Here is a 25,806-nt window from a genome sequence, read left to right on the forward strand (position 1 = left end):
TGACCTTTCAAGTTGAGCACAGCACGCCGTTGGTGAAACAGGCATGCCCGCAAACCAGTGCCACCGTGGAACCGGCTTTGCCGGGCCACCGGTGGCGGCCCCCTTCAGGGGGAAGGCGCACAGCGCCACAGGGGGTTAATCCAATTTCGCGCCAGCAGCCTTGACCACCTGCGCCCAGCGCTTCACCTCGGCGCCGACGAAGCTCGCGAACTGCGGTTGCGTCATGCCGCCGTAATCTGCGCCGTTGCTGGCCCAGATGGTCTTGATCTCGTCGGCCGTGCCGATGCGGCGGATATCTTCGATGATGCGCGCCTGCACATCGGCCGGCGTGCCCTTGGGGGCCCAAAGGCCGTACCAGGTGGTCACGGTGTAGTCGGGCAGGCCCAGCTCGGCGGCGCAGGGCACATCGGGAAACGCCGGGTTGCGCTTGCTGCCCGACACCATCAGCGCCTTGATGCGGCCACTCTTGATGTGCGTGGCCGAAGAACCCAGGCCGTCGAACATCATGTCCACATTGCCCGCGATCAAGTCCTGCAGCGCGGGGCCCGCGCCGCGGTAGGGAATGTGCGTGATGAAGGTACCTGTCTGCTGCTTGAACAGCTCACCGGCCAGGTGGTGCGAGGTGCCGGCCCCTGCCGAGCCATAGTTGAGCTTGGCGGGGTTGCGCTTGACGTGCTCCAGAAACTGCTTGAAGTTGCTGACCGGCACCGCCTTGGGGTTGACCACCAGCACCTGCGGCACATTGGCCAGCAGCGCCAGGGGAACAAAGTCTTTCTCGATGTCGTAGTCGAGCTTGGGGTACATGCTGGGCGCAATGGCATGGTGCACGGCGCCCATGAACAGGGTGTAGCCATCCGGGGCGCCCTTGGCCGCGTAGCTGGCGCCCACGGTGCCGCCTGCCCCACCCCGGTTGTCGATCACCAGCGTCTTGCCCGTGACCTTGGAAAACTGCGCGGCCAGCGGCCGGGCAAAGGCGTCGGTGCCACCCCCGGCAGGAAACGGCACCACAAGGCTCACTGGCTTGGTGGGCCAACCTGCCTGCGCCCAGCTGGCACCTGAAACCATCGCCAGACCTGCGGCGGCGGCACTTGCCAGCAGCGTACGGCGTTGCATGCACTGTTCTTTCATTCATTGTCTCCCGTCGTTGTAAAAGTGGAAAAAACCCTGCCGATTGCCCATCAGCCGCGGCACAGGCTGTCGATGTCTCCCGACATGGGCACCTTGCCTTGCGCCAGCAGGCCGCGGTGCTTGTCGATGCGCTTGAGGTCGTACAGGTAGTTCACCATCAGGCCATACGATTGTTTCACGCCCTTGGCAGAGGGGTCGCCGGCCCAGTTGAGGCGCTCCACCCGCGCACCGTTGCCCAGGTGAAAGCGCGCCACCGCATCCACGGGCTTGCCGTCGTGCAGCGCGCGGCCCAGATAGTACGCGGCGCATTCCAGCAGCATCTGGCGCACGGGCGAGCGTGCATCCAGCTCCAGCGCCTTGTCCGTGGCGGCGAGCAGGTGCGCGGCATCGGGCAGCTCGGCCCCCACGGCCCGGCCCAGTTCGGCGCGCCGCTTGTCGTCCAGGCGCTGCAGCATGGCGCCCGCGTTCTTGCCCAGCCAGGCCCGAAAGCCGGGAATCGGCGACAGCGTGGCAAAGGTGCGCAGGCGCGGAAATTCGACCGTGAGCGTTTCCACCACATGCTTGATGAGTGAATCGCCAAAGCTCACACCGCGCAGCCCCGGCTGCGTGTTGCTGATCGAGTAGAAGATGGCGGTGGTGGCCTTGCCCAGGTCGGCGGGGGCCGCCGCCTCGTCGAGCAGTGGCGTGATGCTGGACGAGATGCGGTCCACCAGCGCCACCTCCACGAAGATCAGCGGCTCGTTGGGCAGGCGGGGGTGAAAGAAGCCGTAGCAACGCCGGTCGCTGTCGAGCCGGTTTTTCAGATCGGCCCAGCTGCGGATGTCGTGCACGGCCTCGTACTTGATGAGCTTTTCGATCAACGACGCCGGGGAATCCCACGACAGGCGCCGTAGTTCCAGAAAAGCCACGTCAAACCAGGTGGAGAACAGGTGCTCCAGATCGGCGTCGAGCGCCACCAGGCGCTTGTCGGATTTGAGCTGGGGCAGCAGCTCGGCGCGCAGGTCCACCAGAAAGCGCATGCCCTCGGGGAACACCGCAAAGCGCTGCATCAGCCGCGTGCGCGGCGACACCAGCGCCCGGCGCAGGCTGATTTCGGCCTGCCCTTCGTCCGCCGTGCCGGCGGCGGCCTCGTAGCGCTGGCGCGCGGATTGGAAGCGCGTGGCGTCGGGGGCAAACTGCTCGCACAGCAGCAGCCACATGTCGCGGCGTTCTTCGAGCTCGGCCTGGCTGTACCACGCCGCCACGGCCTGGGCGCGGCGGCCGCCCTCCAGCTCGCTCACCTGCGGCGCCACCACTTCCTGCAGATCGGCCAGCAGACGGCGCAAGGCGCGTGGCGACAGCGACTCGCTGCCACGGCGCAGCGTGGCCTGCAGGCGCTCGTGCGTGGAGCGCGGCGCCGGGGCCTTGGCGGTGCCATCGGTGGCGTGCTTGTCGGTGACCGCCTTGGTGGCCTTGGGCGCTTTGTCAGGGGCGGGTGCGACGGAGCGCAGGCGCGAAACGCTGCGGGAGATCCATTCAGTGGTGTTGGTCATGGGTTCAACCTGGAGTGGTGATGGTGGGCCACGTCACGCAGCGCCTCGCGCTGGTGCAGCAAATGGGTGCGCATGGCCGCTTCGGCGGCATCGCTGTCGCGGCGTTTCAGGGCCTCAAACACCGCCAGGTGCTCGGCCAGGCTCTGCTGCAGGCGCCCCGGCGCATGCAATTGCTGCAGCCGTGCCAGGCGCAGGATCTTGCGCAGATCGCCAATCACCTGGGCCAGCCAGCGGTTGTCGGCCAGCGTGATGAACGCCTCATGGATGGCGTGATTGACCCCGTAGTAGTCGGTGATGCGCCCCTCGTCCGCGCACAACTGCAGGCGCAGGTGCAGCACCTGCAGCGCGGCCACATCGGCGGCGCCCGCGCGGCAGGTGGCTTCATGTACCGCACGGCCCTCCAGCAGGGCAATCACGGGAAAAATTTCGTCCAGATCCCGTTCGGTGACCTCGGCCACAAAACAGCCGCGGCGCGGCTCGTGGCGCAGCAGCCCCTCGGCCACCAGCACCTTGAGCGCCTCGCGCAGCGGGGTGCGCGAAATGGCCAGCCGCTCGCACAGGGCCGCCTCGTCCAGAAAACTGCCCGGGGGCAACGAACCCGCAAAAATCTGCTCGCGCAGCCGCGTTGCGGCTTCGTCGTGCAAAGAGTTGGGAACGGTGCGCATGGCGAGCAAAGGCTCCTGGGTGGGCCAGGGAACCTGCGGGTGAAATACACCGCGCCAGGTGCCCTGGGGTTGATCGTCGTGCAATCGCATCCAATGTGATCTCAAACGAACACATTGAATGTAATTTCTGATAATTATTGGAAATGACGAACCATAAGTCCATCAGGGCTTACCAGCAATCCCCCCGAAAACCGTCGATCGACGCGGCGACGCAACATTGCCGGCCGCTGCACCAGGCCCAGACCACCCACTACGGCCAGCACTGCATACCCTGCACCTACAATGCCGCCCCTGCCCTGCTCCCCCTTGTTGCACTCCATGAACATCGTCATCAACCCAGACCTCAAAGCCTATATCGATCCACTGACCCCCGAGGAACACGAGTCCCTGGAGCGCAGCCTGCTGACCGAGGGCTGCCGCGACGCCCTCGTGCTGTGGGGCGATGTACTGGTGGACGGGCACAACCGCTACGGCATCTGCCAAAAGCATGGCCTGCCCTTCCAGACGGTGCAGAACACGCGCTTTCAGTCGATGGAAGACGTGCATCTGTGGATGATCGACCAGCACCTGGGCCGGCGCAGCGTGTCGGACTTCCAGCGCGGCGTGCTGGCCCTGCGCAAACGCGAGATCGTGGCCGAACGGCGCGCCGCCGCCCTGGCAGCGTCAGCCCCCGCACCCGCATCCGCCGGGCACGATGCAGCGGCGACCTCCCCGGAACCGGCACCCGAGCCCCTGAACAGCCGCGAAGCCATTGCCCGGGCGGCGCGCTTGAGCAGCAGCCAGGTCGTGATGATCGAAAAAATCCGCAAGCAGGCAGCCCCCGAATTGGTGGCGGCGGTCAAGTCCGGCACGATTTCGCTCAATGCCGCCGCCGCCGTGGCCAGCCTGCCCGCCGAGGAGCAGGTGGCGGCCGCCATCGCCGGCAAGGACGAGCTCAAGCAGGCGGCCAAGCGCGTGCGCGACGCCAGGCGCAAGCCGCGCGAGGAAACAGTGGAGTCCGCAGGTGATGGCACGCCCGACACCGTGGCCGCCCTGCAGCAACGCGTGGCCGAACTGACGGCCGAAAACGCCACCCTACGCCAGCAGGTGGCCGAACTCAGCGCACGGCCATAACTATGCTTTCAATAGCTTCCAGTGCTTATCCATAAAGCGCTGAAGGCCAATTTCATCGTTATTTTCGAGCCACTACGGGCTGGCGTTCTGCCCACAGCCAGAGCGCAACACCGCCCACGATCATGGGCAGGCAAAGCCACTGGCCCATGCTCATGCCCAGCGACAGGATGCCCAGGAAGGCATCGGGTTCGCGGAAATACTCGGCAATGAAGCGGAACACGCCGTAACCCACCAGAAATGCCGCCGCCACCTGACCCTGGCGGCGTTCACGCCGGGCATACAACCACAGCAGCACGAACAGCAGCAGGCCCTCCAACAAAAACTGGTACACCTGCGACGGGTGGCGCGGCTGCATCGAGCCGCTGTGCGCAAACACCATGCCCCAGGGCAGGTCGGGACTGGCAAAACGGCCCCACAGCTCGCCATTGATGAAATTGCCCACCCGCCCGGCCGCCAGCCCCGTGGGCACACAGGGTGCCACGAAATCGGCCACCTGCAACCAGGAGCGCTTGCGCGAATGCGCAAACCACAGCATGGCCGCGATCACGCCCAGCAGCCCGCCATGAAAGCTCATCCCCCCCTGCCACACGGCAAAGATCTCCAGCGGATGGCTGAGGTAGTAACCCGGCTTGTAGAACAGGCAGTAGCCCAGCCGCCCGCCCACCACCACGCCGACCACGCCCAGAAAAAGAATGTCCTCGACATCCCGGCGCGACCAGGCACCCGGCCCGGTGATGGAGGCAAAGGGTTCATGGCGCAGGCGGCGGATGCCCAACAGCATGAACAAACCAAAAGCGGCAAGATAGGTCAGGCCGTACCAGTGAACGGCCAATGGGCCGATCTGCAGGGCGACGGGATCGATGTGGGGGTAGGTCAGCATGGTGGGCGGTATTGTGCCCGGCACGGCGCACCGGGGGGAGCCAGAGTGGAAATGCCCTGATATTCCAAGAAAATTGACCTGTAACGCTTACGAAATAAGCGCCAACAGCTATTCAAAACAGAGCATAAAAAAACCCACCGGTCTAACGGCCGGCGGGTTCATGCACACGGCGCCTGTACGCCGAGTGGTGTCAGTCCAGCAGCGACAGGTCGCGCACGGCGCCCTTGTCGGCCGACATCACCAGCTTGGCGTAGGCCTTGAGGGCGGCTGACACCTTGCGGGGGCGCGGCTGGGCGGGCTTCCAGCCCAGTTGGTCCTGCTCTGCGCGGCGGCGGGCCAGTTCTTCGTCGGACACCAGCACGTTGATCGTGCGGTTGGGGATGTCGATACGGATGCGGTCGCCGTTCTTCACCAGGCCAATGGCGCCACCGGCGGCGGCCTCGGGCGAGCAATGGCCGATCGACAGGCCCGAGGTGCCGCCCGAGAAGCGTCCGTCGGTCAGCAGCGCACAGGCTTTGCCCAGGCCCTTGGATTTGATGTAGCTGGTGGGGTAGAGCATTTCCTGCATGCCGGGGCCGCCCTTGGGGCCTTCGTAGCGCACGATCACCACATCACCGGCCTTGACCTTGTCGTCCAGGATGTTGGCCACGGCTTCGTCTTGCGACTCCACCACATGGGCGGGGCCTTCGAACACCAGGATGGAGGCATCCACACCGGCGGTCTTGACCACGCAGCCATCGAGGGCGATGTTGCCGGTCAGCACGGCCAGGCCGCCCTCCTGGGAGAACGCGTGTTCATTGGCGCGGATGCAGCCGCCCTTGCGGTCCAGGTCCAGGCTGGGCCAGCGCGCGGCCTGGCTGAACGCCACCTGCGTGGGAATGCCGCCGGGACCGGCCATGTAGAAGGTCTTGACCGCATCCGACGGGTTGCGGGCAATATCCCATTCGTCCAGCGCGTCCTTCATGGTTTTGGCGTGCACGGTGGGCGTGTCGGTATGCAGCTTGCCCGCACGGTCGAGCTCTCCCAGGATGGCCATGATGCCGCCCGCGCGGTGCACGTCTTCGATATGGTATTTGTCGGTGTTGGGCGCCACCTTGCACAGTTGCGGCACGGACCGTGACAGGCGGTCGATGTCGGCCATGGTGAAGTCGATTTCGGCTTCTTGCGCGATCGCCAGGATGTGCAGGATGGTGTTGGTGGAACCGCCCATGGCGATGTCCAGCGTCATGGCGTTTTCAAACGCCTTGAACCCCATGGAGCGGGGCAGCACACTGCTGTCGTCCTGCTCGTAATAGCGTTTGCACAGCTCCACCGCCAGGCGGCCGGCGCGCTTGAAGAGCTGCTCGCGGTCGGCGTGCGTGGCCACCACCGTGCCGTTGCCCGGCAGCGACAGGCCCAGGGCCTCGGTCAGGCAGTTCATCGAGTTGGCAGTGAACATGCCAGAGCACGAACCGCACGTGGGGCAGGCAGAGCGCTCGATCTCGGCCACGTCGGCGTCGGACACCTTATCGTCGGCCGCCATCACCATGGCATCGATCAGGTCCAGCTTCTTGAAGGTGACGGCGTGGGTGGTGGGGTCGATCTTGTTGACCTTGCCCGCTTCCATGGGGCCGCCCGAGACAAACACCACGGGGATGTTCAGCCGCATGGCGGCCATCAGCATGCCGGGGGTGATCTTGTCGCAGTTGGAGATGCACACCATGGCGTCGGCGCAGTGCGCGTTGACCATGTATTCGACCGAGTCGGCAATGATGTCGCGGCTGGGCAGCGAGTACAGCATGCCGTCGTGACCCATGGCGATGCCGTCATCGACCGCAATGGTGTTGAACTCCTTGGCAACGCCGCCAGCGGCCTCGATCTCGCGCGCCACCAGCTGGCCCAGGTCCTTGAGGTGCACATGGCCGGGCACGAACTGCGTGAACGAGTTGACCACCGCGATGATGGGCTTTTGAAAATCGTCATCCTTCATGCCGGTGGCACGCCAGAGCGAACGGGCGCCCGCCATGTTGCGGCCGGCGGTGGAGGTTTTGGAGCGGTAAACAGGCATCGTGATATGGGTGTAGGGTTATCTGAATTCGGAGGGCAAGGTCTGCGCAATTATCGCGGTGGGAGGTGGCCAGGCAATGCCGCCATGCCTAGCGCGGCTTGCGCGGCTGGATCCCCAGCGCTTCCTTGTGCTTGTTGATGCGGTCTTGCTTGCGCTGGTCCATCTTCTCCATGGCCTTGCGTTTCGTGTAACCCGTGGCGTCAGCCCAGACCCACCACAGGGCCGTGATGGCAAACGGTGACAGCACCCACCACCACGACCACGCGGCCACCGGACCGATTTCGAGGTACTTCAACAACGCCAGGAAGAGCCCCAGGCCTAACAGGTACATGATGCACTCCAAAAAATGCAAATCCGATGAATGAATTGACAAAAGGCATGGAAATGTCAACCCAAATCACTACAATTTCGTTGAAGCACTGTAACTCAACCAGAGGAAACCCCACCATGAAGCGTACCCTGATCACTCTTGCCATGACACTGTCGGTGGCAGCTCCCGCAATGGCCGACTTGGCACTGGCCACCTCGAAAAATTGCATGGCCTGCCATGCAGTGGACAAGAAAATGGTCGGTCCCTCTTACAAGGATGTGGCTGCCAAGTACGCTGGCCAGAAAGACGCTGTTGACAAGCTGGCCCTCAAGATCGTCAAGGGTGGTTCCGGCGTGTGGGGCCCGGTTCCCATGCCTGCCAATGCCCAGGTCAATGAAGCGGACGCCAAGAAACTGGCTGCCTGGGTTCTGGCGCAGAAGTAATTCGACCCATTCCCGCTGCGAAGCCTAGTGCTTTGCATCCTCTGGCCGCTTCTTCCCTCGGGAGACGCGGCCATTGTTTTGGGTGCCACCCGCATCCATCACCCCGCTTTTGCGGCGCGCCACCCACGCCGCGCAGGATGTCAGACAACGCTGGTGCCGGGGCGCCCCCGCAATTGCTGCTCCAGCTGGCCCACATAGGCAGCCGTGGTGTTGTCGGATTCGTCGGCCCTTGCCGCCAGATGCGACTCCAGGCTGTCCAGGCGCGCCAGCAAATCCGCCTGGGACTTCAAATGCTGCGCCTCCAGGAAGCTGCGCAGCTCGGTGAAACGCGATGCTTCGGCCTTGTCGGCCAGTTCGCGCTGGGCCTGCATCTCCTTGGTGTGGCGACGCGCCTCCATCAGCACCGAGCCCTGCAGGGAAAGCACGTAGGCCACACCGAACACGCCCAGCAGGGTGGTGAGGCCCAGCATGAGCAACCCCAAAGGCGCCTCAAAGGTCATCAACCCCAATGACACCTGCGTGGAAGCCGCCAGCAGCCCCCAATTCAGGGCGGCCAGGGCAGCAATGGCCAGCACGATAAAAAGCAAGATGGTCGATCGCATTTGCATGGAGGTACTCCTTTGGACAACTGTCGCCCCAACCGGAATCGCGGGGGAGCAGATACCGTGTTGTACCCCATGGCTGCACCACCCCGGCCGGAAACCCCGAAGCGACCGGCAATGTGCTGCCGTCGCAGGACTGAAGGGCTTGGCTGAAGTGCCGCGCGCCGGCGCCTGGCAGCGCCCTTCTGGATCAGTTGGTCTGCGCCAACTGGTCCAGAATTGCCGGATTCTCCAGCGTGCTGGTGTCCTGGGTGATGGCTTCGCCCTTGGCGATGCTGCGCAGCAGACGGCGCATGATCTTGCCGCTGCGGGTTTTGGGCAGGTTGTCGCCAAAGCGGATGTCCTTGGGCTTGGCAATCGGCCCGATTTCCTTGGCCACCCAGTTGCGCAGTTCATTGGCGATCTGCCTGGCCTCTTCGCCGGTGGGGCGCGAACGCTTGAGCACCACGAAGGCACAGATGGCCTCGCCGGTCACGTCGTCGGGGCGGCCCACCACGGCGGCTTCGGCCACCAGGTCGGTCTTGGCCACCAGGGCCGATTCGATCTCCATCGTGCCCATGCGGTGGCCCGACACGTTGAGCACATCGTCGATGCGGCCCGTGATGCGGAAGTAGCCGCGGTCGGCGCTGCGCACGGCGCCGTCGCCGGCCAGGTAGTAGCCCTTGAGCTCTTCGGGGAAGTAGCTCTTCTTGAAGCGCTCAGGGTCGTTCCAGATCGTGCGGATCATGCTGGGCCAGGGGCGCTTGATGACCAGGATGCCGCCCGCGCCATTGGCCACATCGTTGCCCGTTTCGTCCACGATGGCGGCGGTGATGCCGGGCAGTGGCAGCGTGCAGCTGCCGGGCACCAGCGGCGTGGCACCGGGCAGCGGTGTGATGACATGGCCGCCGGTCTCGGTCTGCCAGAAGGTGTCCACGATGGGGCAACGCTCGCCGCCGACGTGCTTGTGGTACCACATCCAGGCTTCGGGGTTGATGGGCTCGCCCACGCTGCCCAGGATGCGCAGGCTCGACAGGTCGGAGCGTGCGGGGTGCACCGCCGCGTCGCCCTCGGCCGCCTTGATGAGCGAGCGGATGGCCGTGGGGGCGGTGTAGAAAATGGAGCACTTGTGGCGTTCGATCATCTGCCAGAAGCGCCCGGCATTCGGGAAGGTGGGAATGCCTTCGAAGATGATCTGCGTGGCGCCCGCAGCCAGCGGACCATAGGTGACATAGGTGTGGCCGGTGATCCAGCCGATGTCGGCCGTGCACCAGAAGATATCGTCGGGGCGCAGATCGAACGTCCAGTCCATGGTGACCTTGGCCCACAGCAGGTAGCCGCCCGTGCTGTGCTGCACGCCCTTGGGTTTGCCGGTGGAGCCCGAGGTGTAGAGGATGAACAGCGGATGCTCCGCGCCCACGGCCACGGGTGCGCACTCGGTGCTCTGGCCAGCCAATGCCTGGGCAAAGGTCTTGTCGCGCCCCTCGACCATGTTGCACGCCGTGGGGGTGCGCTCGTACACGAACACATGGCGCAGCGTGTCGCAGCCGCCGGTGGCCAGCGCTTCGTCGATGACGGCCTTCAAGGGCAGCTCCTTGCCGCCGCGCATCTGGTAGTTGGCCGTGACGATGGCCACGGCACCGGCGTCAATCACGCGCTCGTGCACCGCCTTGGCACTGAAGCCGCCAAACACCACGCTGTGCGTGGCGCCAATGCGCGCGCAGGCCTGCATGGCGATGACGCCCTCGATGGTCATGGGCATGTAGATCAGCACCCGGTCGCCCTTGCCCACGCCATGGGCCTTGAGGGCGTTGGCAAACTGGCTCACGCGGGCCAGCAGTTCCTTGTAGGTGATGCGGGTCACCGCGCCGTCGTCGGCCTCGAAAATGATGGCCGTCTTGGCCTCGGTGGGGGTGCCGATGTGGCGGTCCAGACAATTGGCCGAGGCATTGAGTTCACCGTCGGCAAACCACTGGAAGAACGGCGCGTTCGACCCATCCAGGGTGCGGGTGAAGGGCTTGGTCCATTGCAGATTCTCGCGCGCCAGGCGGGCCCAGAAACCCTCGAAATCCTTGTCGGCCTCGGCGCACAGCGCTTCGTAACCCGCCATGCCCGAAATGCGGGCGGCCTTGGCAATCGCATCCGAGGGCGGGAAAACGCGGTTTTCAACCAGCACGGACTCGATCGAGGAATTGGGCGAACTCATGGTGTTGTCTCCTGGGTCTGATGGAACTGGGCGGTACTGTCTGCCACCCCACTTACAAGCCACTGACGGGCTTCAGCTTACAACCTGTGCGCCCATGCACAACCTAAAATCTGGCCTCATTTCATTTCCTGCACAGGCCTTCATGTCCACCCCCACGCCCAAAGCCCCGTCTCCCCTGCGTCCGCTGCCCGCGCTGATCTTTGCCAGCCGCTGGCTGCAGTTGCCGCTTTACCTCGGGCTGATTGCGGCGCAGGCCGTGTACGTATGGCATTTCCTGCTGGAACTGTCGCACTTGGTCGAGGCCGTGTTCGGCAGCCAGACGGCGCTGCAGGCGCTGGTCACCAGCATCGGCTACAAGCCCGAGGTGCAGATCACCGCACTGAACGAAACCGTGATCATGCTCGTCGTGCTGGCGCTGATCGACGTGGTGATGATCTCCAACCTGCTCATCATGGTGATCGTGGGCGGCTATGAAACCTTTGTGAGCCGGCTGGGCCTGGACGACCACCCCGACCAGCCCGAATGGCTGGGACATGTGAATGCCTCGGTGCTGAAGGTGAAACTGGGTCTGTCGATCATCGGCATCAGTTCCATCCACCTGCTCAAGACCTTCATCAACGCCGCCAATTACGACGTGAAGGTGCTGATGTGGCAGACCATCATCCATGTGGTCTTCCTGGCCAGCGCACTGGCCATTGCCTACACCGACAAGCTGCTCAACAGCGGCCACGACAGGCATTAACTTCTGGTTTTGAACGAAATTAGCTGTTAGCGCTTATGAATAAAGCGCTAGCAGCTATTTTTTTAATAGCATCAGAATACCTGTCACGGAGAGGGCCGACCGACATCCCGGGGTATGCGGGGGAGTTCATTGGGTTGTTCCAGCGCGCGACTACCACAATGAAAATAACCAGTGTTTTGACTCAAAAACACCAAATTCATATAATTCAAAGCTGATTAACCACCTGCAACGCAGGTAATTCACCCGAACTCGGGATGAATGTCTCACTGGCGTGGCCCTTGCGGTCACTCCAGTCCGCCGAAGTTTCGGCCCTGATGCCCCGCCACCGTGCCTGCGCCCGGTGGCAACCGTGGTCCAGGAGTCCCCACCCCGGCTCCCGCGGAACACCCCTCAGGCCCTTGCGCACCACCTTGCGTGCCATCCGGGCCGACCTGGCGCCGCCAGGCTTCTACCTTACGCACCGTCCTCCGTGCTGATCGCAGCCGGGGTTGGCCGCCGCATCAGGGTTTCGCTTGGTTTCCGAACCTGTCCGCCCATGGCGGACAGGGCTGTGTTCCATCCGTTCAACGAGGGAGATCCACCAACGTGGCCAAAAAAATCACCATCGACCATGTCTTCAAAATCTTCGGCGAAACGCCGCAGAAGGCACTGGAGCTGGTCCGCCAGGGCTGCAGCAAGCAGGAAATTCTGGAGCGCACCGGCCACTCGATCGGCGTGTTCGACGCCACTTTCACCATCGAAGCCGGTGAAATCTTCGTGGTCATGGGTTTGTCGGGTTCGGGCAAATCCACCCTGGTGCGCCTGCTCAATCTGCTGATCGAGCCCAGTGCCGGCCGCATTCTGGTGGATGGCACCGACATCAGCCGCCTGACCAGCAGCCAGCTGCGCGCCCTGCGGCGCAAGGACATCAGCATGGTGTTCCAGTCGTTCGCACTGATGCCGCACATGAACGTGCTCGACAACACCGCCCTCGGCCTGGAACTGGCGGGCGTGGGCCGGGCCGAACGCCAGGCGCAAGCCGCGCTGGCGCTGGAACAGGTGGGCCTGGCCAGCTGGGGGGCGAGCTACCCCGACGAGCTTTCGGGCGGCATGCAGCAGCGCGTGGGCCTGGCGCGCGCGCTGGCATCCGATCCCTCCATCCTGCTGATGGACGAGGCCTTCTCGGCGCTCGACCCCATCATCCGCACCGAGATGCAAAGCGAGTTGCTGCGCCTGCAGCAGGTCAAGCGGCGCACCATCGTCTTCATCTCGCACGACCTGGACGAGGCCATGCGCATCGGCGACCGCATCGCCATCATGAAAGACGGCCAGGTGGTGCAGGTGGGAACGCCCGACGACATTTTGCGCAACCCCGCCAACGACTATGTGCGCAGCTTCGTGCGCGGTGTGGATGCCGCCGCCGTGTTCAAGGCAGGCGATATTGCGCGCCAGCGCTTCACCGTGGTGTCCGAGCACAGCGACCGGGGCTCGCGCGCCGCACTCAAGCAGCTGGAGGAGCAGGACGGCGACTTTGCCTACGTGGTCAGCCCCACGCAGCGCTACCTGGGCACCGTGTCGGCCGACTCGCTGCGCGCCGCGCTGGACGGCCATGTGGGGCCGCTGGGCTTGCAGCATGCCTTCTTGTCCAACGTGGAGCCCATTGCCGCCGACGCGGCCGTGGCCGACCTGTTCGGCCAGGTGGCACAGGCGCCTTGCGCCCTGCCGGTGGTGGGGCCCCAAGGCCACTTTCAGGGCGCCGTCAGCAAAACCACCCTGCTGAAGTTTCTGGACCGCGACACCCCGCCGGTTCCGCCCTCGCCGCTCCCCGTGGCAACCCGTGCCCCAGAAAGGAGCCTCGCATGAACGATGCACTGCCCACACCCGAGGCCTCCGTGCTGCCACCGCCGGCCGATACCGATCCGTGGGCGACAGCCAGCGAATCCAGCCCGGCCGTCACCCCGTGGGACCAGCCTGCAGCCGCGCCGGATGCGCCCGTCCTGGCCACCCCCGCTGAAAGCCCCGACCCCTGGGGCGCCACCCCGGCGGAGACCGCCACCGACAGCGCCAGCAGCTGGCTGGATGCCCCGGCGCAAGCAACAACCACCCCCTCGACCGGCGGTGATGCCGCAGCCGACGCCTGGCAGGTGGGGCAACTGTGGGACGGCTCCCTGCCCGTGCAGGCCTGGATCAACGAAGGCCTGGGCTGGGTGGTGCAGAACTTCCGTCCGTTCTTCCAGACCGTGCGCGCGCCGATTGACGGCACGCTCACCTGGGTGGAAAGCCTGCTCACCAGCGTGCCCACGCTGGCCATGGTGGCGTTGATGGGTCTGCTGGCGTGGCAGTTCGCGGGCCGCGCCATCGCCTTGGGTACCGTGGCCTCGCTGATGGTGGTGGCCCTGCTGGGCATCTGGTCCGAAGCCATGGTCACGCTCTCGCTGGTGCTGACCTCGCTGGCGTTCTGCATCGTGATCGGTCTGCCGCTGGGCATTGTGCTTGCAGCCAGCGACCGCGCCCAGCGCTGGATGCGCCCGTTTCTGGATGCCATGCAGACCACGCCGGCCTTTGTGTACCTGGTGCCGGTGGTGATGCTGTTTGGCATTGGCAACGTGCCGGGCGTGATCGTGACCATCGTGTTCGCGCTGCCGCCGCTGGTGCGGCTGACCAACCTGGGACTGCGCCAGGTGCGCCCCGACCTGATCGAGGCCGCGCGGGCCTACGGCGCATCGCCCTGGCAAATGCTGGTCAAGGTGCAGCTGCCGCTGGCAATGCCGTCCATCATGGCGGGCATCAACCAGGCGCTGATGCTGTCGCTGTCGATGGTGGTGATCGCCTCGATGATCGCAGTGGGCGGGCTGGGCCAGATGGTACTGCGCGGCATTGGCCGCCTGGACATGGGCCTGGCCACCGTGGGCGGCCTGGGCATTGTGCTGCTGGCCGTCATGCTGGACCGCATCACCCAGGCCATGGGCCAGCCGCGCCGGGGCGTGCGCCATTGGTGGCAGACCGGCCCCGCGGGCCTGGCCTGGCGCCTGCTGCGCCGCATGACCACCGCCACAGCGTCCGCAACTTCGGCAGCGCCTGACGCCCCGGCCCGGCTGGCGCCAGCGCGCCGCTAGAAGGCGGTCGGCCTGGCCCGCCACGCCCATCCGTCGATTGTTCCGATCCCCCATTCAAGGAGTCCGCAGCCATGACCAGTCACTCATTTTTTGCCCACACCGCCAGAACCGCCCTCGCCACCAGCCTGCTGGCCATTGGCCTGGCGGGTGCCGCCCATGCGCAGAACCTGCCCGGCAAGGGCGTTCGCGTGCAGCCCCTGAAAAGCTCGCTCGCCGAAGAGGCCTTCCAGACCCTGCTGGTCGCGCGCGCCCTCGAAAAGCTGGGCTATGACGTCCAGCCCATGAAGGACCTGGAGCCCGCCACCGAACACCTGGCCATCGCCAGTGGCGACGCCACCTTCATGGCCACCCACTGGAACCTGCTGCACGCTGATTTCTACCAAAACAGCGGCGGCGACACCAAGCTCTACCGCAAGGGCGTGTACTCCGGCAACGCCGCCCAGGGCTACCTGATCGACAGGAAGACCGCCGAGCGCTACCAGATCACCCACCTCACCCAGCTCAAGGACCCCAAGCTGGCCCAGCTGTTTGACACCGACGGCGACGGCAAGGCCGACCTGACCGGCTGCAACCCCGGCTGGGGCTGCGAGCTGGCCATCGAACGGCACCTCAAGACCTACCAGCTGAGTGGCTCCATCAGCCACAAGCAGGGCAGCTACGCCGCGCTGATTGCCGACACCATCGCCCGTTTCAAGCAGGGCCAGCCCATCCTTTACTACACCTGGACACCCTACTGGGTCAGCGCCGTGCTGCGCCCTGGCACCGATGTGGTCTGGCTCGAAGTGCCCGACACCCCCGCTGCGGCAGGCGAGGACACCCGCCTGCCCAACGGCAAGAACTATGGCTTCAAGGTGAACCAGCAGCACATCGTGGCCAACAAGGCCTTTGCCGAGCAGAACCCGGCCGCCGCCCGGCTGTTTGAGGTGATGCAGTTGCCGGTGGCCGACATCAACGCCCAGAACCTGCGCATGGGCCGGGGCGAAAACAAGGCCAGCGATGTGGCGCGCCACACCGATGGCTGGATCAAGGCACACCAGAAGACTTTTGACGGCTGGATCGCGCAGGCGCTTGCGGCGGCGAAATAGCGCGCAAAAGTTCAATCACATCAACCTGCAGCGCTTTATCCATAAGCGCATTGAGCTATTTTTTATATAGCACCATACCCAGCGAAACACCGTGTCCTGGGTATTTTCAGCTATCGGCCCACCATGTCCTGGGGCACCACCCAGGCGTCAAACTGCTCGGCCGTGACATGGCCCGAGGCCATCGCCGCGTCGCGCAGGCTGCTGCCTTCGGCATGGGCCTTCTTGGCGATCTGCGCGGCCTTGTCGTAGCCGATGTGCGTGTTCAGGGCCGTCACCAGCATCAGCGAACGCTCCACCAGCTCGGCCATGCGCGCGCGGTGGGGCTCGATGCCCTGGGCGCAATGGTGGTTAAAACTGGCCATGCCGTCGGCCAGCAGGCGCACGCTCTGCAGAAAATTGTGGATCACCAGGGGGCGAAACACATTCAGCTCGAAATTGCCCGAGGCCCCGCCGATGTTGATGGCCACGTCGTTGCCCATGACCTGGGCGCACAGCATGGTCAGCGCCTCGCACTGCGTGGGGTTGACCTTGCCCGGCATGATGGACGAGCCCGGCTCGTTCTCCGGGATGGTGATCTCGCCCAGCCCGCTGCGCGGCCCGCTGGCCAGCCAGCGCACATCGTTGGCAATCTTCATCAGGCTGGCCGCCAGGGTCTTGAGCGCACCGTGGCCATGCACCAGCGCATCGCAGCTGGCCAGGGCCTCGAACTTGTTGGGCGCGGTGACCAGGGGCAGCCCGGTCAGGTCGGCCAGTTCGCGGGCCACCGCCACGGCATAGCCGGCAGGGGCATTGAGCCCGGTGCCCACGGCGGTGCCACCCAGGGCCAGCTCGCACAGGTGCGGCAATGCGGCGCGCACATGCTGCTCGCCGTGCTGCAGCTGCGCCACCCAGCCCGAGATTTCCTGCCCCAGGGTGAGCGGCGTGGCGTCCTGCAGGTGGGTGCGGCCAATCTTGACGATGCCGTCAAAGGCTGCTGCCTTGGCCGCCAGCGTGGCGCGCAGCTGCTGCAGGGCGGGCAGCAGCCGGTGCACCAGCGCATCCACGGCGGCCAGGTGCATGGCCGTGGGGAACACGTCGTTGCTCGACTGGCTCTTGTTCACCTCGTCGTTGGGGTGCACCAGCCGCGCCTCGCCGCGCGGGCCACCCAGCAGCTCGCTGGCGCGGTTGGCCAGCACCTCGTTCATGTTCATGTTGGTTTGGGTACCCGATCCGGTCTGCCACACCACCAGAGGAAACTCCTGCAGGTGGCCGCCGGCGATCACCTCGTCGGCCGCCGCCACGATGGCCGTGGTCTTGGCGGTATCGAGCAGGCCCCGCGCGTTGTTGACATAGGCGCTGGCGCGCTTGACCTGGGCCAGGGCGCGGATCAGCTCCGGCGCCATGCGCTCGCCCGAGATGTCAAAGTGCTGCAGCGAGCGCTGGGTCTGCGCGCCCCACAGGCGCTGGGCGGGCACGTCGATGGGGCCGAAGCTGTCTTTTTCGGTGCGGACTGCGGCCACTTCAGGTCGGGATGTCATCACGGTTGTGCCTTGCCGCTCTGCGAGCGAATGAAGAAAGGTTCGAGCCACCAGGCCGCAGCATACCCACCTCCCCCGGTTCTGCGCCACCCCCCGGGGGCGCCACCACCGCCCACGGGAGCCTCGATCAACCCCTGACAGCGCCGCACAAGCCCGCAGGGGGATAATTCGGGTTCGCGATTTTCCCCACTGACCCCACCTGCCATGACCACGACCTCCATTCGCCAAGCCGACCTGATCGAGTCCATCGCCGCCGCGCTGCAGTACATCAGCTACTACCATCCCGCCGACTACATCGCGCACCTGGCCCGTGCCTACGAGCGCGAACAAAGCCCCGCCGCCAAGGACGCCATCGCCCAGATCCTGACCAACAGCAAGATGAGCGCCACCGGCCAGCGCCCCATCTGCCAGGACACCGGCATCGTCAACGTCTTCCTGAAGGTGGGCATGGACGTGCGCTGGGAAGGCTTCACCGGCAGCCTGGACGACGCCATCAACGAAGGCGTGCGCCGTGGCTACAACCACCCCGACAACACCCTGCGCGCCAGCGTGGTGGCCGACCCGCAGTTCGACCGCAAGAACACCAAGGACAACACCCCCGCCGTGATCTTCACCGAGATCGTGCCCGGCAACACCGTGGACATCACCGTGGCGGCCAAGGGCGGCGGCTCGGAAAACAAGTCCAAGATGTACATGCTCAACCCCAGCGACAGCGTGGTGGACTGGGTGCTGAAAACCGTGCCCACCATGGGCGCCGGCTGGTGCCCGCCCGGCATGCTGGGCATCGGCATCGGCGGTACCGCCGAGAAGGCCGTGCTCATGGCCAAGGAAAGCCTGATGGACGACTTGGACATGTACGAGCTGCAGGCCAAGGCCGAAGCCGCCAAGACCGGCGGCCCCGCGCTCGACAAGGTCGAGGCCCTGCGCCTGGAACTGTTCGAGAAGGTCAACGCCCTGGGCATTGGCGCCCAAGGCCTGGGCGGCCTGACCACGGTGCTCGATGTCAAGATCAAGATGTACCCCACGCACGCGGCCAGCAAGCCGATTGCCATGATTCCCAACTGCGCCGCCACGCGCCACGCGCACTTCGTGATGGATGGCTCGGGCCCCGTGTACCTCACGCCCCCGAGCCTGGACCTGTGGCCCAACGTCGACTGGACGCCCGACTACAACAAGAGCAAGAAGGTCAACCTCGACACGCTCACCAAGGAAGAAGTGGCCAGCTGGAAGCCCGGTGACACGCTGCTGCTCAACGGCAAGATGCTCACGGGCCGCGATGCCGCGCACAAGCGCATCCAGGACATGCTGGCCAAGGGTGAGAAGCTGCCCGTGGACTTCACCAACCGCGTGATCTATTACGTGGGCCCGGTCGATCCCGTGCGTGACGAGGCCGTGGGCCCCGCAGGCCCGACCACCGCCACGCGCATGGACAAGTTCACCGACATGATGCTGGAGCAGACGGGCCTCATCGCCATGATCGGCAAGGCCGAGCGCGGCCCCGTGGCCATCGAGTCCATCAAGAACCACCAATCGGCCTACCTGATGGCCGTGGGCGGCGCCGCCTACCTCGTGTCAAAGGCCATCAAGACCGCCAAGGTGGTGGGCTTCGAAGACCTGGGCATGGAAGCCATCTACGAATTCGACGTGGTGGACATGCCCGTCACCGTGGCCGTGGATTCGGGTGGCACCAGCGCGCACATCACCGGCCCGGCCGAGTGGCAAAAGCGCATCGCCACGGGCGAATTCAAGGGCATCGAAGTCGCGGCCGCCTGATGCCGCCGGGCATGGCTGCGGGTTTGTCGCCCCCAGGCACCACCCGCGCACAGCGGGTGCCCGCCGCCATGCCGCCTTTTCTTGTTCGCCCTGACACCATGAACCTTGCCGCGCAACCCATTGGCGTTTTCGACAGTGGCATTGGGGGCCTGAGCGTGCTGCAGGCACTGCAGGCCGAATTGCCCCATGAGCGCTTTGTCTATCTGGCCGACAGCGGCAATGCGCCCTACGGCGACGCACGTGGCGACGCTTTTGTGTGCGCCCGCACCCACGCCATCACGCGCTACCTGCGCGAGCAGCACCACATCAAGGCCCTGGTGGTGGCCTGCAACACGGCCACGGCCGCCGCCATCCATGAAGTGCGCAGCAGCCAGCCCGACCTGCCGCTGGTGGGCCTGGAACCCGCCCTCAAGCCGGCAGTCGCGCTGAGCCAAACCGGGTGCATCGGCGTCATCGGTACGCGGAGCACGCTGGGCAGTGGCAAATTTTCCAGGCTGCTGACTTCGCTGGCCGGGCAGGCCGAGTTCGTGGTCCAGCCCTGCGATGGTCTGGCCCGCGCCATCGAGCACAGCACGGCGCTGCCCCTGGCCACCGACCCGTCCGCAACAGAAACCAGAGCGCTTTGCGCACGCTACATCAGCGCCATGGGCCAATTTGGCACTGAACCGGGCGAAATCGACACGCTGGTGCTGGGCTGCACGCACTATGTGTTTGTGGTGGACGACCTGCGCGCATTGGTGGGCCCGCAGGTGCGGCTGATCGAAACCGGTGAACCGGTGGCCCGGCAGACACGGCGCCTGCTGCACAAGGATGCGCTGCTGGCGCCAGAGGATGCGGTCGCCCAGATACCCGTCCCCATCCGGTTGCTCACCACGGGTGCCCTCGCACCATTGCAGGCGGCGGCAGCGCGCTGGCTGCAGCTGCCGCCCGACTGCTGCGGTACCGTTGCCATCCCCTGAATGCAGATCCAATCAGGCCATAGCGCTATGAATGAAGCGCCAGAAGCTATTTAATTGATCGCTATTGCGCCGCCCACAAGCGCTCGCCCGCATGCTCCAGGTGCGTGAGGTACAGGCGCACGTCAAACTCGTACTGGTGGTATTGCGGCTCCATGTGCTCGCACAGCTGGTAGAACGCCTTGTCGTGGTCCTTTTCGCGCAGATGGGCCAGCTCGTGCACCACGATCATGCGCAGGAACTCGTCCGGAACCTGCTTGAACATCGCCGCAACGCGGATCTCGTGCTTGGCCGCCAGGCGGTTGCCCTGCACGCGTGACACCGAGGTGTGCAGCCCCAGCGCATGGCGCACGACATGGATCTTGCTGTCAAAAACCACCTTGTTCACCGTGCCTGCGTTGCGCAGGTAGCGGGACTTGAGTTCCGCGGCGTAGTCGTACAAGGCCTTGTCGCTGCGCACCGCGTGGGGCTGGGGATATTTGCGCAGCAGCACCGCACCCAGCTGCCCCTGGCCCAGCACATGCCGGGCCTGGTCTTGCAGCGATGGAGGGTAGCTGCGCAGGTAAGGCAGATCGGTTGTCATCAAATCACCCGCAGGGGCTGCACGTGTGTTGCACGCAGCGCAAGGCCCGTGGCGCCGCGGCCCCTACCAGCGTTTCTCAGTGCAGATGGCGCGGTCGGCGCCCGCCGCCGTGCCCGCCACCCGAGCCACCTGGCCCACCCGACCCGCGCGGAGGTTTACCAATTTCCAGCGAATTGACCAGGGCATCGAAGCGCTGCGTGAACAGCTTGTCGATCTCGGCCACCACACCACCGAGTTCGGCGCCGTCAAAGTGGCGCTCCATCATGTTCACGACATCCTGCACCAGCAGGTCACGCTGCACCTGCATGATGGCCGCCGGCGTGGGGCCCACGAACAGCATCACGAAATCGTCACGCGACTCGGTGCCATCGTCTTCCTCGTCTTCGTCGAAATCGGCGTCATAGAACGTCACCTCGATGGCGGCACCCAGTTCGGCCAGCTCGTTGAGGCTCATGCACATCTCATCGAGCGACTGGCGGAAATCTTCATCGCCACGCACCGTCCAGCACATCTGCAACATATGCTCTTGCGCGTCGAACTTGATGCCGGGCTCTTCTTCGTAGGCGCTCGCCGCGCCATCGGCCAGCGAGCGGGCTCCAGCATATTTCCAAAGGGGTTTGAGCGCATCCTGGAGCTGCTCGAAGCTCGCGTCGGCACGCAGCTGGACCTGTCCGTGGACATGAATTTCAAAGGGAGCGTTGTAACTTGACATGATTGAATCCTAGAGCCTGTTCAATGTCTTTTTGGAGTCGCACAAGTACCTTGCCGGGATGGGATGCTAGGCGTGGTGCGCGGTTGATAGCTCGGCTATCAACAAGTGCCGCAACGCCGCAGACCGCCCGGCAAGGCACTTGCCCGAAGGGTTGGAGGAAATTGGGCGATTGGACGCCTCGGCTGCTTGCAAGGGCATGAGCCCATGCGGCGCATCCGTAGCATCCACTCCTCCCGATTGCACTCCAATGCGATCTCCAAAAAAACATTGAACAGGCTCTTCGTGGTGCCCCGAGCCGGGGTCGAACCGGCACGCCCCTTTTCAGGAAAGCGGCGGATTTTAAGTCCGCAGTGTCTACCAATTTCACCATCGGGGCGCCGGCTGCCCAACGCACACCTGCATCGCAGCGTAACCCGGGGCGCGCGGACACGCAATGCCCCTGTCGTATCCAGCGAGGGCCATGCCAGCACCGCCGACATATCGCTCTCACCAAGAAAAAAGGGAAGCCGAAGCTTCCCTTGCATATCTGGAGCGGGAAACGAGACGTTTACTAGAGCAGTAAGTCGTTGTTTCCCAAACACTTTCTTCGCCGAGGTGGCCAGCGAAGACCTAGATTGTAGCCTAATTTTTCGTCCCCGCCAACAGATTCATCCACTCGCTTCCATGGAACTCCAGGAACCTCTTTTCCCGTCGGGCGGTCAAGCAATGACAGATGCATTCCACGAGGTCGCCGCAAACGGCTCGATTAGGTGGATGGCGCCGCATCAGACTGTCGCCTGCTGCCCGCGTTTGGCCAGCTCCTCGGCACTTTCCCTGCGCTCGCTGTAGCGATCCACCAAGTACGGTGCCGCGCCGCGCGTGAGCAGCGTGAACTTCATCAGTTCCTCCATCACGTCCATAATGCGGTCGTAGTAAGCCGAGGGCTTCATGCGCCCGGCATCATCGAACTCCTGCCACGCCTTGGCGACCGAGGACTGGTTGGGGATGGTCAGCATGCGCATCCAGCGGCCCAGCACGCGCATCTGGTTCACCGCGTTGAAGGACTGCGAGCCGCCCGAAACCTGCATCACGGCCAGCGTCTTGCCTTGGGTCGGGCGCACCGCGCCGACCGACAGCGGAATCCAGTCGATCTGGGTTTTCATCAGGCCGGTCATAGCGCCATGGCGCTCGGGCGAGCACCACACCATGCCTTCGGCCCACTGCGTGAGTTCGTACAGTTCCTTGACCTTGGGATGATCGGCCGGGGCATCGTCCACCAGCGGAAGACCCGAGGGGTTGAACATGCGTGTCTCGCCGCCGAGCGCGCGCAAGATACGCGCCGCTTCTTCTGCTGCCAACCGGCTGTACGAGCGTTCGCGTAGCGAGCCGTACAGCAACAGGAAACGCGGCGCATGCGTGGCCCACTCGGGTGCCAGCAGGCGCTCGGCATCGGGTGGCTGGAACAGTGCGACGTCGAGGTTGGGCAGATCGGAGCAGGCTTCAGACACGGCGCCCCTCCGTATCCACGACGGCTTCGCCGTCCTCCTTGCTGAACGCGCCGCGCTGCGGCTGCGGCAGGATTTCCAGCACGCTCTCCGAGGGGCGGCACAGGCGTACGCCCAGCGGCGTGACCACGATGGGCCGGTTGATGAGGATGGGATGCTGGAGCATGAAGCCGATCAACTGCGCATCGCTCCACTTCGGGTCGTCAAGACTCAGTTCCGCGTAGGGCGTGCCTTTTTTGCGCAGGACGGTGCGCACGGGAACGCCCATCGCGGCAATCAGCGTGGTCAGCGTCTCGCGGTCGGGTGGCGTCTTCAAGTACTCGATGACCGCAGGTTCCTCACCGCTGTTGCGGATCAGGGCCAGCACATTGCGCGACGTGCCGCAAGCGGGGTTGTGGTAGATCGTAATGTTGCTCATGGTGGAAGTGCCTAGGTTATCTATGGGCAGGGTTCGGGTCGCGTTCGTACCAGCCGCGTGAGCGGTTGACCACGCGCACGACCAGCAGCATCACCGGAACTTCGATTAGCACGCCGACCACGGTGGCCAGCGCCGCGCCGGAATGGAAGCCGAACAGGCTGATGGCGGCGGCCACGGCCAACTCGAAGAAGTTGCTCGCGCCGATCAGCGCCGAGGGACAGGCGATGTTGTGCTTCTCACCCACTTTGCGGTTGAGCCAGTAGGCCAGGCCGGAGTTGAAGAACACCTGGATCAGGATCGGCACCGCCAGCATGGCGATCACCAGCGGCTGCTGCAGGATGGCTTGGCCCTGGAAGGCGAACAGCAGCTCCAACGTCAGCAGCAGTGCGACGATGGACAGCGGGCCGATGCCCGCCAGCGCGGCATCGAACGCGGCCTGGCCGCGCCGCAGCAGTGCGCGGCGCCACACCTGCGCAAGGATGACCGGGATGACGATGTAGAGCACCACCGAGGTCAGCAGCGTGTCCCACGGCACCGCGATTGCCGACAGGCCCAGCAGTAGCCCGACGATGGGCGCGAAGGCGAACACCATGATGGTGTCGTTGAGCGCCACCTGCGACAGCGTGAACACCGGGTCGCCGCCGGTCAGTCGGCTCCAGACGAACACCATCGCCGTGCAGGGTGCGGCGGCCAGCAGGATCAGGCCGGCCACGTAGCTGTCGAGCTGGTCGGCCGGCAGCCAGTCGGCAAAGACCTGGCGGATGAACAGCCAGGCCAGCAGCGCCATCGAGAACGGCTTGACCGCCCAGTTGATGAACAGCGTCACGCCGATGCCGCGCCAGTGCTGGCGCACTTGGCCCAGCGCACCGAAGTCCACCTTGAGCAGCATCGGGATCACCATGATCCAGATCAGCAGGCCGACCGGCAGGTTGACCTGGGCCACTTCCATGCGACCGATGGCCTGGAACACGCCGGGCGCGAACTGCCCCAGGGCGATGCCGGCGACGATGCACAGCAGCACCCACACCGTCAGGTAGCGCTCGAAGACGCTCATGGGCTCTGGCGCCTGCGCCGATCGCAGGACTTGGCTGGTCGCGCTCATCGTGCTGGCCTCACTTCGTGCCGATGCTGTGCAGCTCGTGCTGCAGCGACATGGCATCGAGACGCTGCAGCGGCAGGGACAGGAACAGCTCGATGCGGCGCTTGAGCGTCAGCGCGGCGTCCATGAAGGCCTTGCGCTGCTGCTCCTCGGTGCCTTCGACGGCGGCCGGGTCGGGCACGCCCCAGTGCGCCGACATCGGACGCCCCGGCCACACCGGGCAAACCTCACCGGCGGCGTTGTCGCAGACGGTGAAGATGAAGTCGAACACCGGCGCACCGGGCACCACGAACTCGTCCCAGCTCTTGCTGCGGTAGCCGGTCGCCGGCAGGTGCAGCCGCTCCAGCGTGGCGAGTGCCAGCGGATGCACTGCGCCCTTCGGATGGCTGCCCGCCGAGTAGGCGCGGAAGCGGCCTGCGCCCAGCTCGTTGAGGATGCCTTCGGCGAGGATCGAACGGGCCGAGTTGCCCGTGCAGATGAACAGCGCGTTGTACGTGGTCTCTGTGGTCATGCGGGCCTCGGATCAGCAGCAGGATGAAGCCGGCTTCGCGGCCGCACGTTCGTTGCGGGGCGCGCAGCACGCCGCGGCCGCGCCGGTCGCGGATGGCTGAGCCTCGTTGAACACGGGAATGTTGCCGAGCGTGTGGAAGTGTTCCCAGGCCACGCCTTGCGGGTCGGTGATCCAGTGCTTCTCGCTGCGGGCATAGCAGCAGGTCGTGGCGCCTTCGTCGAGCAGCGCCATGTCGGCGGCCTGCGCGCGAGCCTTCAACGCGGCCAGTTCCTCGGCGTCGTCGGTCTGGATGCCCAGGTGGTCGATGCCGGGCTTGCTGCCGCGTGTGGAGATGGCGAAGTTCACCGGGGGGTCTTCGAGCATCCACTTGGCGTAGTCGCCCTCGATGCGCGCGGGCTGGGCGGCGAACAGTTGAGAGTAGAAGCCGATGCTGCGGTTCAGGTCATCGACGTGCAGATGGACGTGGAAGCGCTTCATGGGAGAGTCCTTTCAGCAGAGGTGCAGGTGCGGGAAGTGGCGTTGGCCTCGCACACACAGCCTTGGCAGCAGTGCTCGGTCAGGTAGCCGAGCAGCCCGTTCATGTGGGCGAAGTCGGCACGGTAGATCAGGTTGCGGCCCTGCTGCTCAATCGAGACCAAGGCAGCATGGGACAACTCCTTCAGGTGGAAGGACAAGGTGTTGCGGGCCACGTCGAGCTGGTCGGCCAGGACGCTGGGGGTGAGCCCCTCCGGGCCGGCGACGACCAGGGCGCGGAACACGCGCAGCCGCTGGGCGTGGGCCAGGGCACTCAGGGCGGATATGGCTTGGGTCTCGTTCATTATTCGATAATACAACATCTATTGAATCATCGTCACCAAAAAATGAAACGGTTCGATGGATGCTTCCGAGAATGTCGGAACTGACGCAAGCTCGTTTACATGGCCACA

At 65.0% G+C, this 25,806-nt stretch carries 25 protein-coding genes and 1 tRNA gene; 8 read left to right on the top strand and 18 right to left on the bottom strand.

The features are described 5' to 3' along the window. Positions 1-135: 135 nt before the first annotated feature. From AC1Q5S_RS06765 to AC1Q5S_RS06775, 3 genes are read right to left on the bottom strand one after another with little or no spacing between them, the layout of a single operon-like run. Positions 136-1,128 (bottom strand): Bug family tripartite tricarboxylate transporter substrate binding protein, encoded by a 993-nt coding sequence (locus AC1Q5S_RS06765; RefSeq protein WP_303833627.1) that lies wholly within the window; start codon positions 1,126-1,128, stop codon positions 136-138. Between the two features lie 50 nt (positions 1,129-1,178). Then, positions 1,179-2,660 (bottom strand): malonyl-CoA decarboxylase, encoded by a 1,482-nt coding sequence (locus AC1Q5S_RS06770; RefSeq protein WP_422202762.1) that lies wholly within the window; start codon positions 2,658-2,660, stop codon positions 1,179-1,181. Further along, positions 2,657-3,325: a GntR family transcriptional regulator gene (locus AC1Q5S_RS06775; RefSeq protein WP_422202763.1), complete on the bottom strand. Its 669-nt coding sequence runs from the start codon at positions 3,323-3,325 to the stop codon at positions 2,657-2,659. Before AC1Q5S_RS06775 ends, AC1Q5S_RS06770 begins: the two co-directional genes overlap by 4 nt. 318 nt (positions 3,326-3,643) lie before the next feature. Here AC1Q5S_RS06775 and AC1Q5S_RS06780 point away from each other — a divergent pair, with 318 nt between their 5' ends. After that, a complete protein-coding gene (locus AC1Q5S_RS06780; protein WP_422202764.1) occupies positions 3,644-4,438 on the top strand; it encodes a plasmid replication/partition related protein in 795 nt (264 codons plus the stop codon). A 58-nt stretch (positions 4,439-4,496) separates the two neighbouring features. On the opposite strand, the gene lgt is transcribed toward AC1Q5S_RS06780, so the two are convergent. From lgt to AC1Q5S_RS06795, 3 genes are all read right to left on the bottom strand, one after another. Beyond that, entirely contained in the window at positions 4,497-5,318 is an 822-nt protein-coding gene (gene lgt, locus AC1Q5S_RS06785) for a prolipoprotein diacylglyceryl transferase (RefSeq protein WP_422202765.1), read from the bottom strand. Between the two features lie 190 nt (positions 5,319-5,508). Continuing rightward, on the bottom strand, positions 5,509-7,365 hold the full coding sequence (ilvD, locus tag AC1Q5S_RS06790; RefSeq protein WP_303833622.1) for a dihydroxy-acid dehydratase: 1,857 nt from the start codon (positions 7,363-7,365) through the stop codon (positions 5,509-5,511). Between the two features lie 88 nt (positions 7,366-7,453). Further along, on the bottom strand, positions 7,454-7,696 hold the full coding sequence (locus tag AC1Q5S_RS06795) for a TIGR04438 family Trp-rich protein (protein WP_303833621.1): 243 nt from the start codon (positions 7,694-7,696) through the stop codon (positions 7,454-7,456). A gap of 116 nt (positions 7,697-7,812) precedes the next feature. On the opposite strand from AC1Q5S_RS06795, the gene AC1Q5S_RS06800 reads away from it, so the two are divergent. Next, on the top strand, positions 7,813-8,118 hold the full coding sequence (locus AC1Q5S_RS06800) for a c-type cytochrome (protein ID WP_303833620.1): 306 nt from the start codon (positions 7,813-7,815) through the stop codon (positions 8,116-8,118). A 140-nt stretch (positions 8,119-8,258) separates the two neighbouring features. On the opposite strand, the gene AC1Q5S_RS06805 is transcribed toward AC1Q5S_RS06800, so the two are convergent. After that, entirely contained in the window at positions 8,259-8,726 is a 468-nt protein-coding gene (locus AC1Q5S_RS06805) for a LapA family protein (protein ID WP_303833619.1), read from the bottom strand. Positions 8,727-8,910: 184 nt separating this feature from the next. Further along, positions 8,911-10,905: an acetate--CoA ligase gene (acs, locus tag AC1Q5S_RS06810; RefSeq protein WP_303833618.1), complete on the bottom strand. Its 1,995-nt coding sequence runs from the start codon at positions 10,903-10,905 to the stop codon at positions 8,911-8,913. Between the two features lie 142 nt (positions 10,906-11,047). Here acs and AC1Q5S_RS06815 point away from each other — a divergent pair, with 142 nt between their 5' ends. The 4 genes from AC1Q5S_RS06815 (at position 11,048) to proX (ending at position 15,827) form a co-directional block, all read left to right on the top strand. Then, complete coding sequence (locus AC1Q5S_RS06815; RefSeq protein WP_303833617.1) at positions 11,048-11,647, top strand: TIGR00645 family protein; 600 nt, start codon at positions 11,048-11,050, stop codon at positions 11,645-11,647. Between the two features lie 585 nt (positions 11,648-12,232). After that, on the top strand, positions 12,233-13,489 hold the full coding sequence (gene proV, locus AC1Q5S_RS06820) for a glycine betaine/L-proline ABC transporter ATP-binding protein ProV (RefSeq protein WP_303833616.1): 1,257 nt from the start codon (positions 12,233-12,235) through the stop codon (positions 13,487-13,489). Further along, complete coding sequence (gene proW, locus AC1Q5S_RS06825) at positions 13,486-14,742, top strand: glycine betaine/L-proline ABC transporter permease ProW (RefSeq protein WP_303833615.1); 1,257 nt, start codon at positions 13,486-13,488, stop codon at positions 14,740-14,742. Before proV ends, proW begins: the two co-directional genes overlap by 4 nt. Before the next feature lie 71 nt (positions 14,743-14,813). After that, a complete protein-coding gene (gene proX, locus AC1Q5S_RS06830; protein WP_303833614.1) occupies positions 14,814-15,827 on the top strand; it encodes a glycine betaine/L-proline ABC transporter substrate-binding protein ProX in 1,014 nt (337 codons plus the stop codon). Positions 15,828-15,937: 110 nt separating this feature from the next. On the opposite strand, the gene fumC is transcribed toward proX, so the two are convergent. After that, entirely contained in the window at positions 15,938-17,344 is a 1,407-nt protein-coding gene (gene fumC / locus AC1Q5S_RS06835) for a class II fumarate hydratase (RefSeq protein ID WP_303833613.1), read from the bottom strand. Positions 17,345-17,548: 204 nt separating this feature from the next. On the opposite strand from fumC, the gene AC1Q5S_RS06840 reads away from it, so the two are divergent. Beyond that, positions 17,549-19,117, top strand: coding sequence for a fumarate hydratase (locus AC1Q5S_RS06840; protein WP_303833612.1), 1,569 nt, complete (start codon positions 17,549-17,551; stop codon positions 19,115-19,117). A gap of 98 nt (positions 19,118-19,215) precedes the next feature. Next, positions 19,216-20,076, top strand: coding sequence for a glutamate racemase (gene murI / locus AC1Q5S_RS06845; RefSeq protein ID WP_303833611.1), 861 nt, complete (start codon positions 19,216-19,218; stop codon positions 20,074-20,076). A 61-nt stretch (positions 20,077-20,137) separates the two neighbouring features. Here the strand turns inward: murI and AC1Q5S_RS06850 are convergent, their stop codons facing one another. The 9 genes from AC1Q5S_RS06850 to AC1Q5S_RS06890 form a co-directional block, all read right to left on the bottom strand. Then, positions 20,138-20,656, bottom strand: a complete 519-nt coding sequence (locus AC1Q5S_RS06850; protein WP_303833610.1) for a M48 family metallopeptidase — start codon at positions 20,654-20,656, stop codon at positions 20,138-20,140. A gap of 76 nt (positions 20,657-20,732) precedes the next feature. Then, a complete protein-coding gene (locus AC1Q5S_RS06855; RefSeq protein WP_303833609.1) occupies positions 20,733-21,368 on the bottom strand; it encodes a DUF6806 family protein in 636 nt (211 codons plus the stop codon). A 283-nt stretch (positions 21,369-21,651) separates the two neighbouring features. After that, positions 21,652-21,744 (bottom strand) — tRNA-Leu (locus AC1Q5S_RS06860). Between the two features lie 388 nt (positions 21,745-22,132). Next, on the bottom strand, positions 22,133-22,855 hold the full coding sequence (gene arsH / locus AC1Q5S_RS06865) for an arsenical resistance protein ArsH (RefSeq protein WP_003460266.1): 723 nt from the start codon (positions 22,853-22,855) through the stop codon (positions 22,133-22,135). Then, positions 22,848-23,270, bottom strand: a complete 423-nt coding sequence (arsC, locus tag AC1Q5S_RS06870) for an arsenate reductase (glutaredoxin) (protein ID WP_003460267.1) — start codon at positions 23,268-23,270, stop codon at positions 22,848-22,850. The genes arsH and arsC overlap by 8 nt, the downstream gene beginning before the upstream one ends. A 16-nt stretch (positions 23,271-23,286) precedes the next feature. Beyond that, a complete protein-coding gene (arsB, locus tag AC1Q5S_RS06875) occupies positions 23,287-24,372 on the bottom strand; it encodes an ACR3 family arsenite efflux transporter (protein ID WP_003460268.1) in 1,086 nt (361 codons plus the stop codon). 10 nt (positions 24,373-24,382) lie between these two features. Beyond that, a complete protein-coding gene (locus AC1Q5S_RS06880; protein ID WP_003460269.1) occupies positions 24,383-24,880 on the bottom strand; it encodes an arsenate reductase ArsC in 498 nt (165 codons plus the stop codon). A gap of 12 nt (positions 24,881-24,892) precedes the next feature. Beyond that, positions 24,893-25,357: an ArsI/CadI family heavy metal resistance metalloenzyme gene (locus AC1Q5S_RS06885; RefSeq protein WP_003460271.1), complete on the bottom strand. Its 465-nt coding sequence runs from the start codon at positions 25,355-25,357 to the stop codon at positions 24,893-24,895. Further along, positions 25,354-25,698, bottom strand: a complete 345-nt coding sequence (locus AC1Q5S_RS06890; protein WP_039964609.1) for an ArsR/SmtB family transcription factor — start codon at positions 25,696-25,698, stop codon at positions 25,354-25,356. Before AC1Q5S_RS06890 ends, AC1Q5S_RS06885 begins: the two co-directional genes overlap by 4 nt. Between the last annotated feature and the right edge of the window lie 108 nt (positions 25,699-25,806).

The sequence above is a fragment of the Acidovorax sp. GW835-FHT14B10 genome (genome assembly GCF_058793725.1).

What these genes read in the sequence shown, in the direction of transcription:
- murI (WP_303833611.1), top strand. Translation starts at nt 19,216, where the DNA reads ATGAACCTTGCCGCGCAACCCATTGGCGTTTTCGACAGTGGCATTGGG.
- lgt (WP_422202765.1), bottom strand. Translation starts at nt 5,318, where the DNA reads ATGCTGACCTACCCCCACATCGATCCCGTCGCCCTGCAGATCGGCCCA.
- AC1Q5S_RS06780 (WP_422202764.1), top strand. Translation starts at nt 3,644, where the DNA reads ATGAACATCGTCATCAACCCAGACCTCAAAGCCTATATCGATCCACTG.
- proX (WP_303833614.1), top strand. Translation starts at nt 14,814, where the DNA reads ATGACCAGTCACTCATTTTTTGCCCACACCGCCAGAACCGCCCTCGCC.
- AC1Q5S_RS06855 (WP_303833609.1), bottom strand. Translation starts at nt 21,368, where the DNA reads ATGTCAAGTTACAACGCTCCCTTTGAAATTCATGTCCACGGACAGGTC.
- ilvD (WP_303833622.1), bottom strand. Translation starts at nt 7,365, where the DNA reads ATGCCTGTTTACCGCTCCAAAACCTCCACCGCCGGCCGCAACATGGCG.
- AC1Q5S_RS06800 (WP_303833620.1), top strand. Translation starts at nt 7,813, where the DNA reads ATGAAGCGTACCCTGATCACTCTTGCCATGACACTGTCGGTGGCAGCT.
- AC1Q5S_RS06765 (WP_303833627.1), bottom strand. Translation starts at nt 1,128, where the DNA reads ATGAAAGAACAGTGCATGCAACGCCGTACGCTGCTGGCAAGTGCCGCC.
- acs (WP_303833618.1), bottom strand. Translation starts at nt 10,905, where the DNA reads ATGAGTTCGCCCAATTCCTCGATCGAGTCCGTGCTGGTTGAAAACCGC.
- arsC (WP_003460267.1), bottom strand. Translation starts at nt 23,270, where the DNA reads ATGAGCAACATTACGATCTACCACAACCCCGCTTGCGGCACGTCGCGC.
- fumC (WP_303833613.1), bottom strand. Translation starts at nt 17,344, where the DNA reads ATGACATCCCGACCTGAAGTGGCCGCAGTCCGCACCGAAAAAGACAGC.
- AC1Q5S_RS06850 (WP_303833610.1), bottom strand. Translation starts at nt 20,656, where the DNA reads ATGACAACCGATCTGCCTTACCTGCGCAGCTACCCTCCATCGCTGCAA.
- AC1Q5S_RS06840 (WP_303833612.1), top strand. Translation starts at nt 17,549, where the DNA reads ATGACCACGACCTCCATTCGCCAAGCCGACCTGATCGAGTCCATCGCC.
- AC1Q5S_RS06795 (WP_303833621.1), bottom strand. Translation starts at nt 7,696, where the DNA reads ATGTACCTGTTAGGCCTGGGGCTCTTCCTGGCGTTGTTGAAGTACCTC.
- AC1Q5S_RS06885 (WP_003460271.1), bottom strand. Translation starts at nt 25,357, where the DNA reads ATGAAGCGCTTCCACGTCCATCTGCACGTCGATGACCTGAACCGCAGC.
- proW (WP_303833615.1), top strand. Translation starts at nt 13,486, where the DNA reads ATGAACGATGCACTGCCCACACCCGAGGCCTCCGTGCTGCCACCGCCG.
- AC1Q5S_RS06815 (WP_303833617.1), top strand. Translation starts at nt 11,048, where the DNA reads ATGTCCACCCCCACGCCCAAAGCCCCGTCTCCCCTGCGTCCGCTGCCC.
- AC1Q5S_RS06890 (WP_039964609.1), bottom strand. Translation starts at nt 25,698, where the DNA reads ATGAACGAGACCCAAGCCATATCCGCCCTGAGTGCCCTGGCCCACGCC.
- AC1Q5S_RS06805 (WP_303833619.1), bottom strand. Translation starts at nt 8,726, where the DNA reads ATGCAAATGCGATCGACCATCTTGCTTTTTATCGTGCTGGCCATTGCT.
- arsB (WP_003460268.1), bottom strand. Translation starts at nt 24,372, where the DNA reads ATGAGCGCGACCAGCCAAGTCCTGCGATCGGCGCAGGCGCCAGAGCCC.
- AC1Q5S_RS06770 (WP_422202762.1), bottom strand. Translation starts at nt 2,660, where the DNA reads ATGACCAACACCACTGAATGGATCTCCCGCAGCGTTTCGCGCCTGCGC.
- AC1Q5S_RS06880 (WP_003460269.1), bottom strand. Translation starts at nt 24,880, where the DNA reads ATGACCACAGAGACCACGTACAACGCGCTGTTCATCTGCACGGGCAAC.
- AC1Q5S_RS06775 (WP_422202763.1), bottom strand. Translation starts at nt 3,325, where the DNA reads ATGCGCACCGTTCCCAACTCTTTGCACGACGAAGCCGCAACGCGGCTG.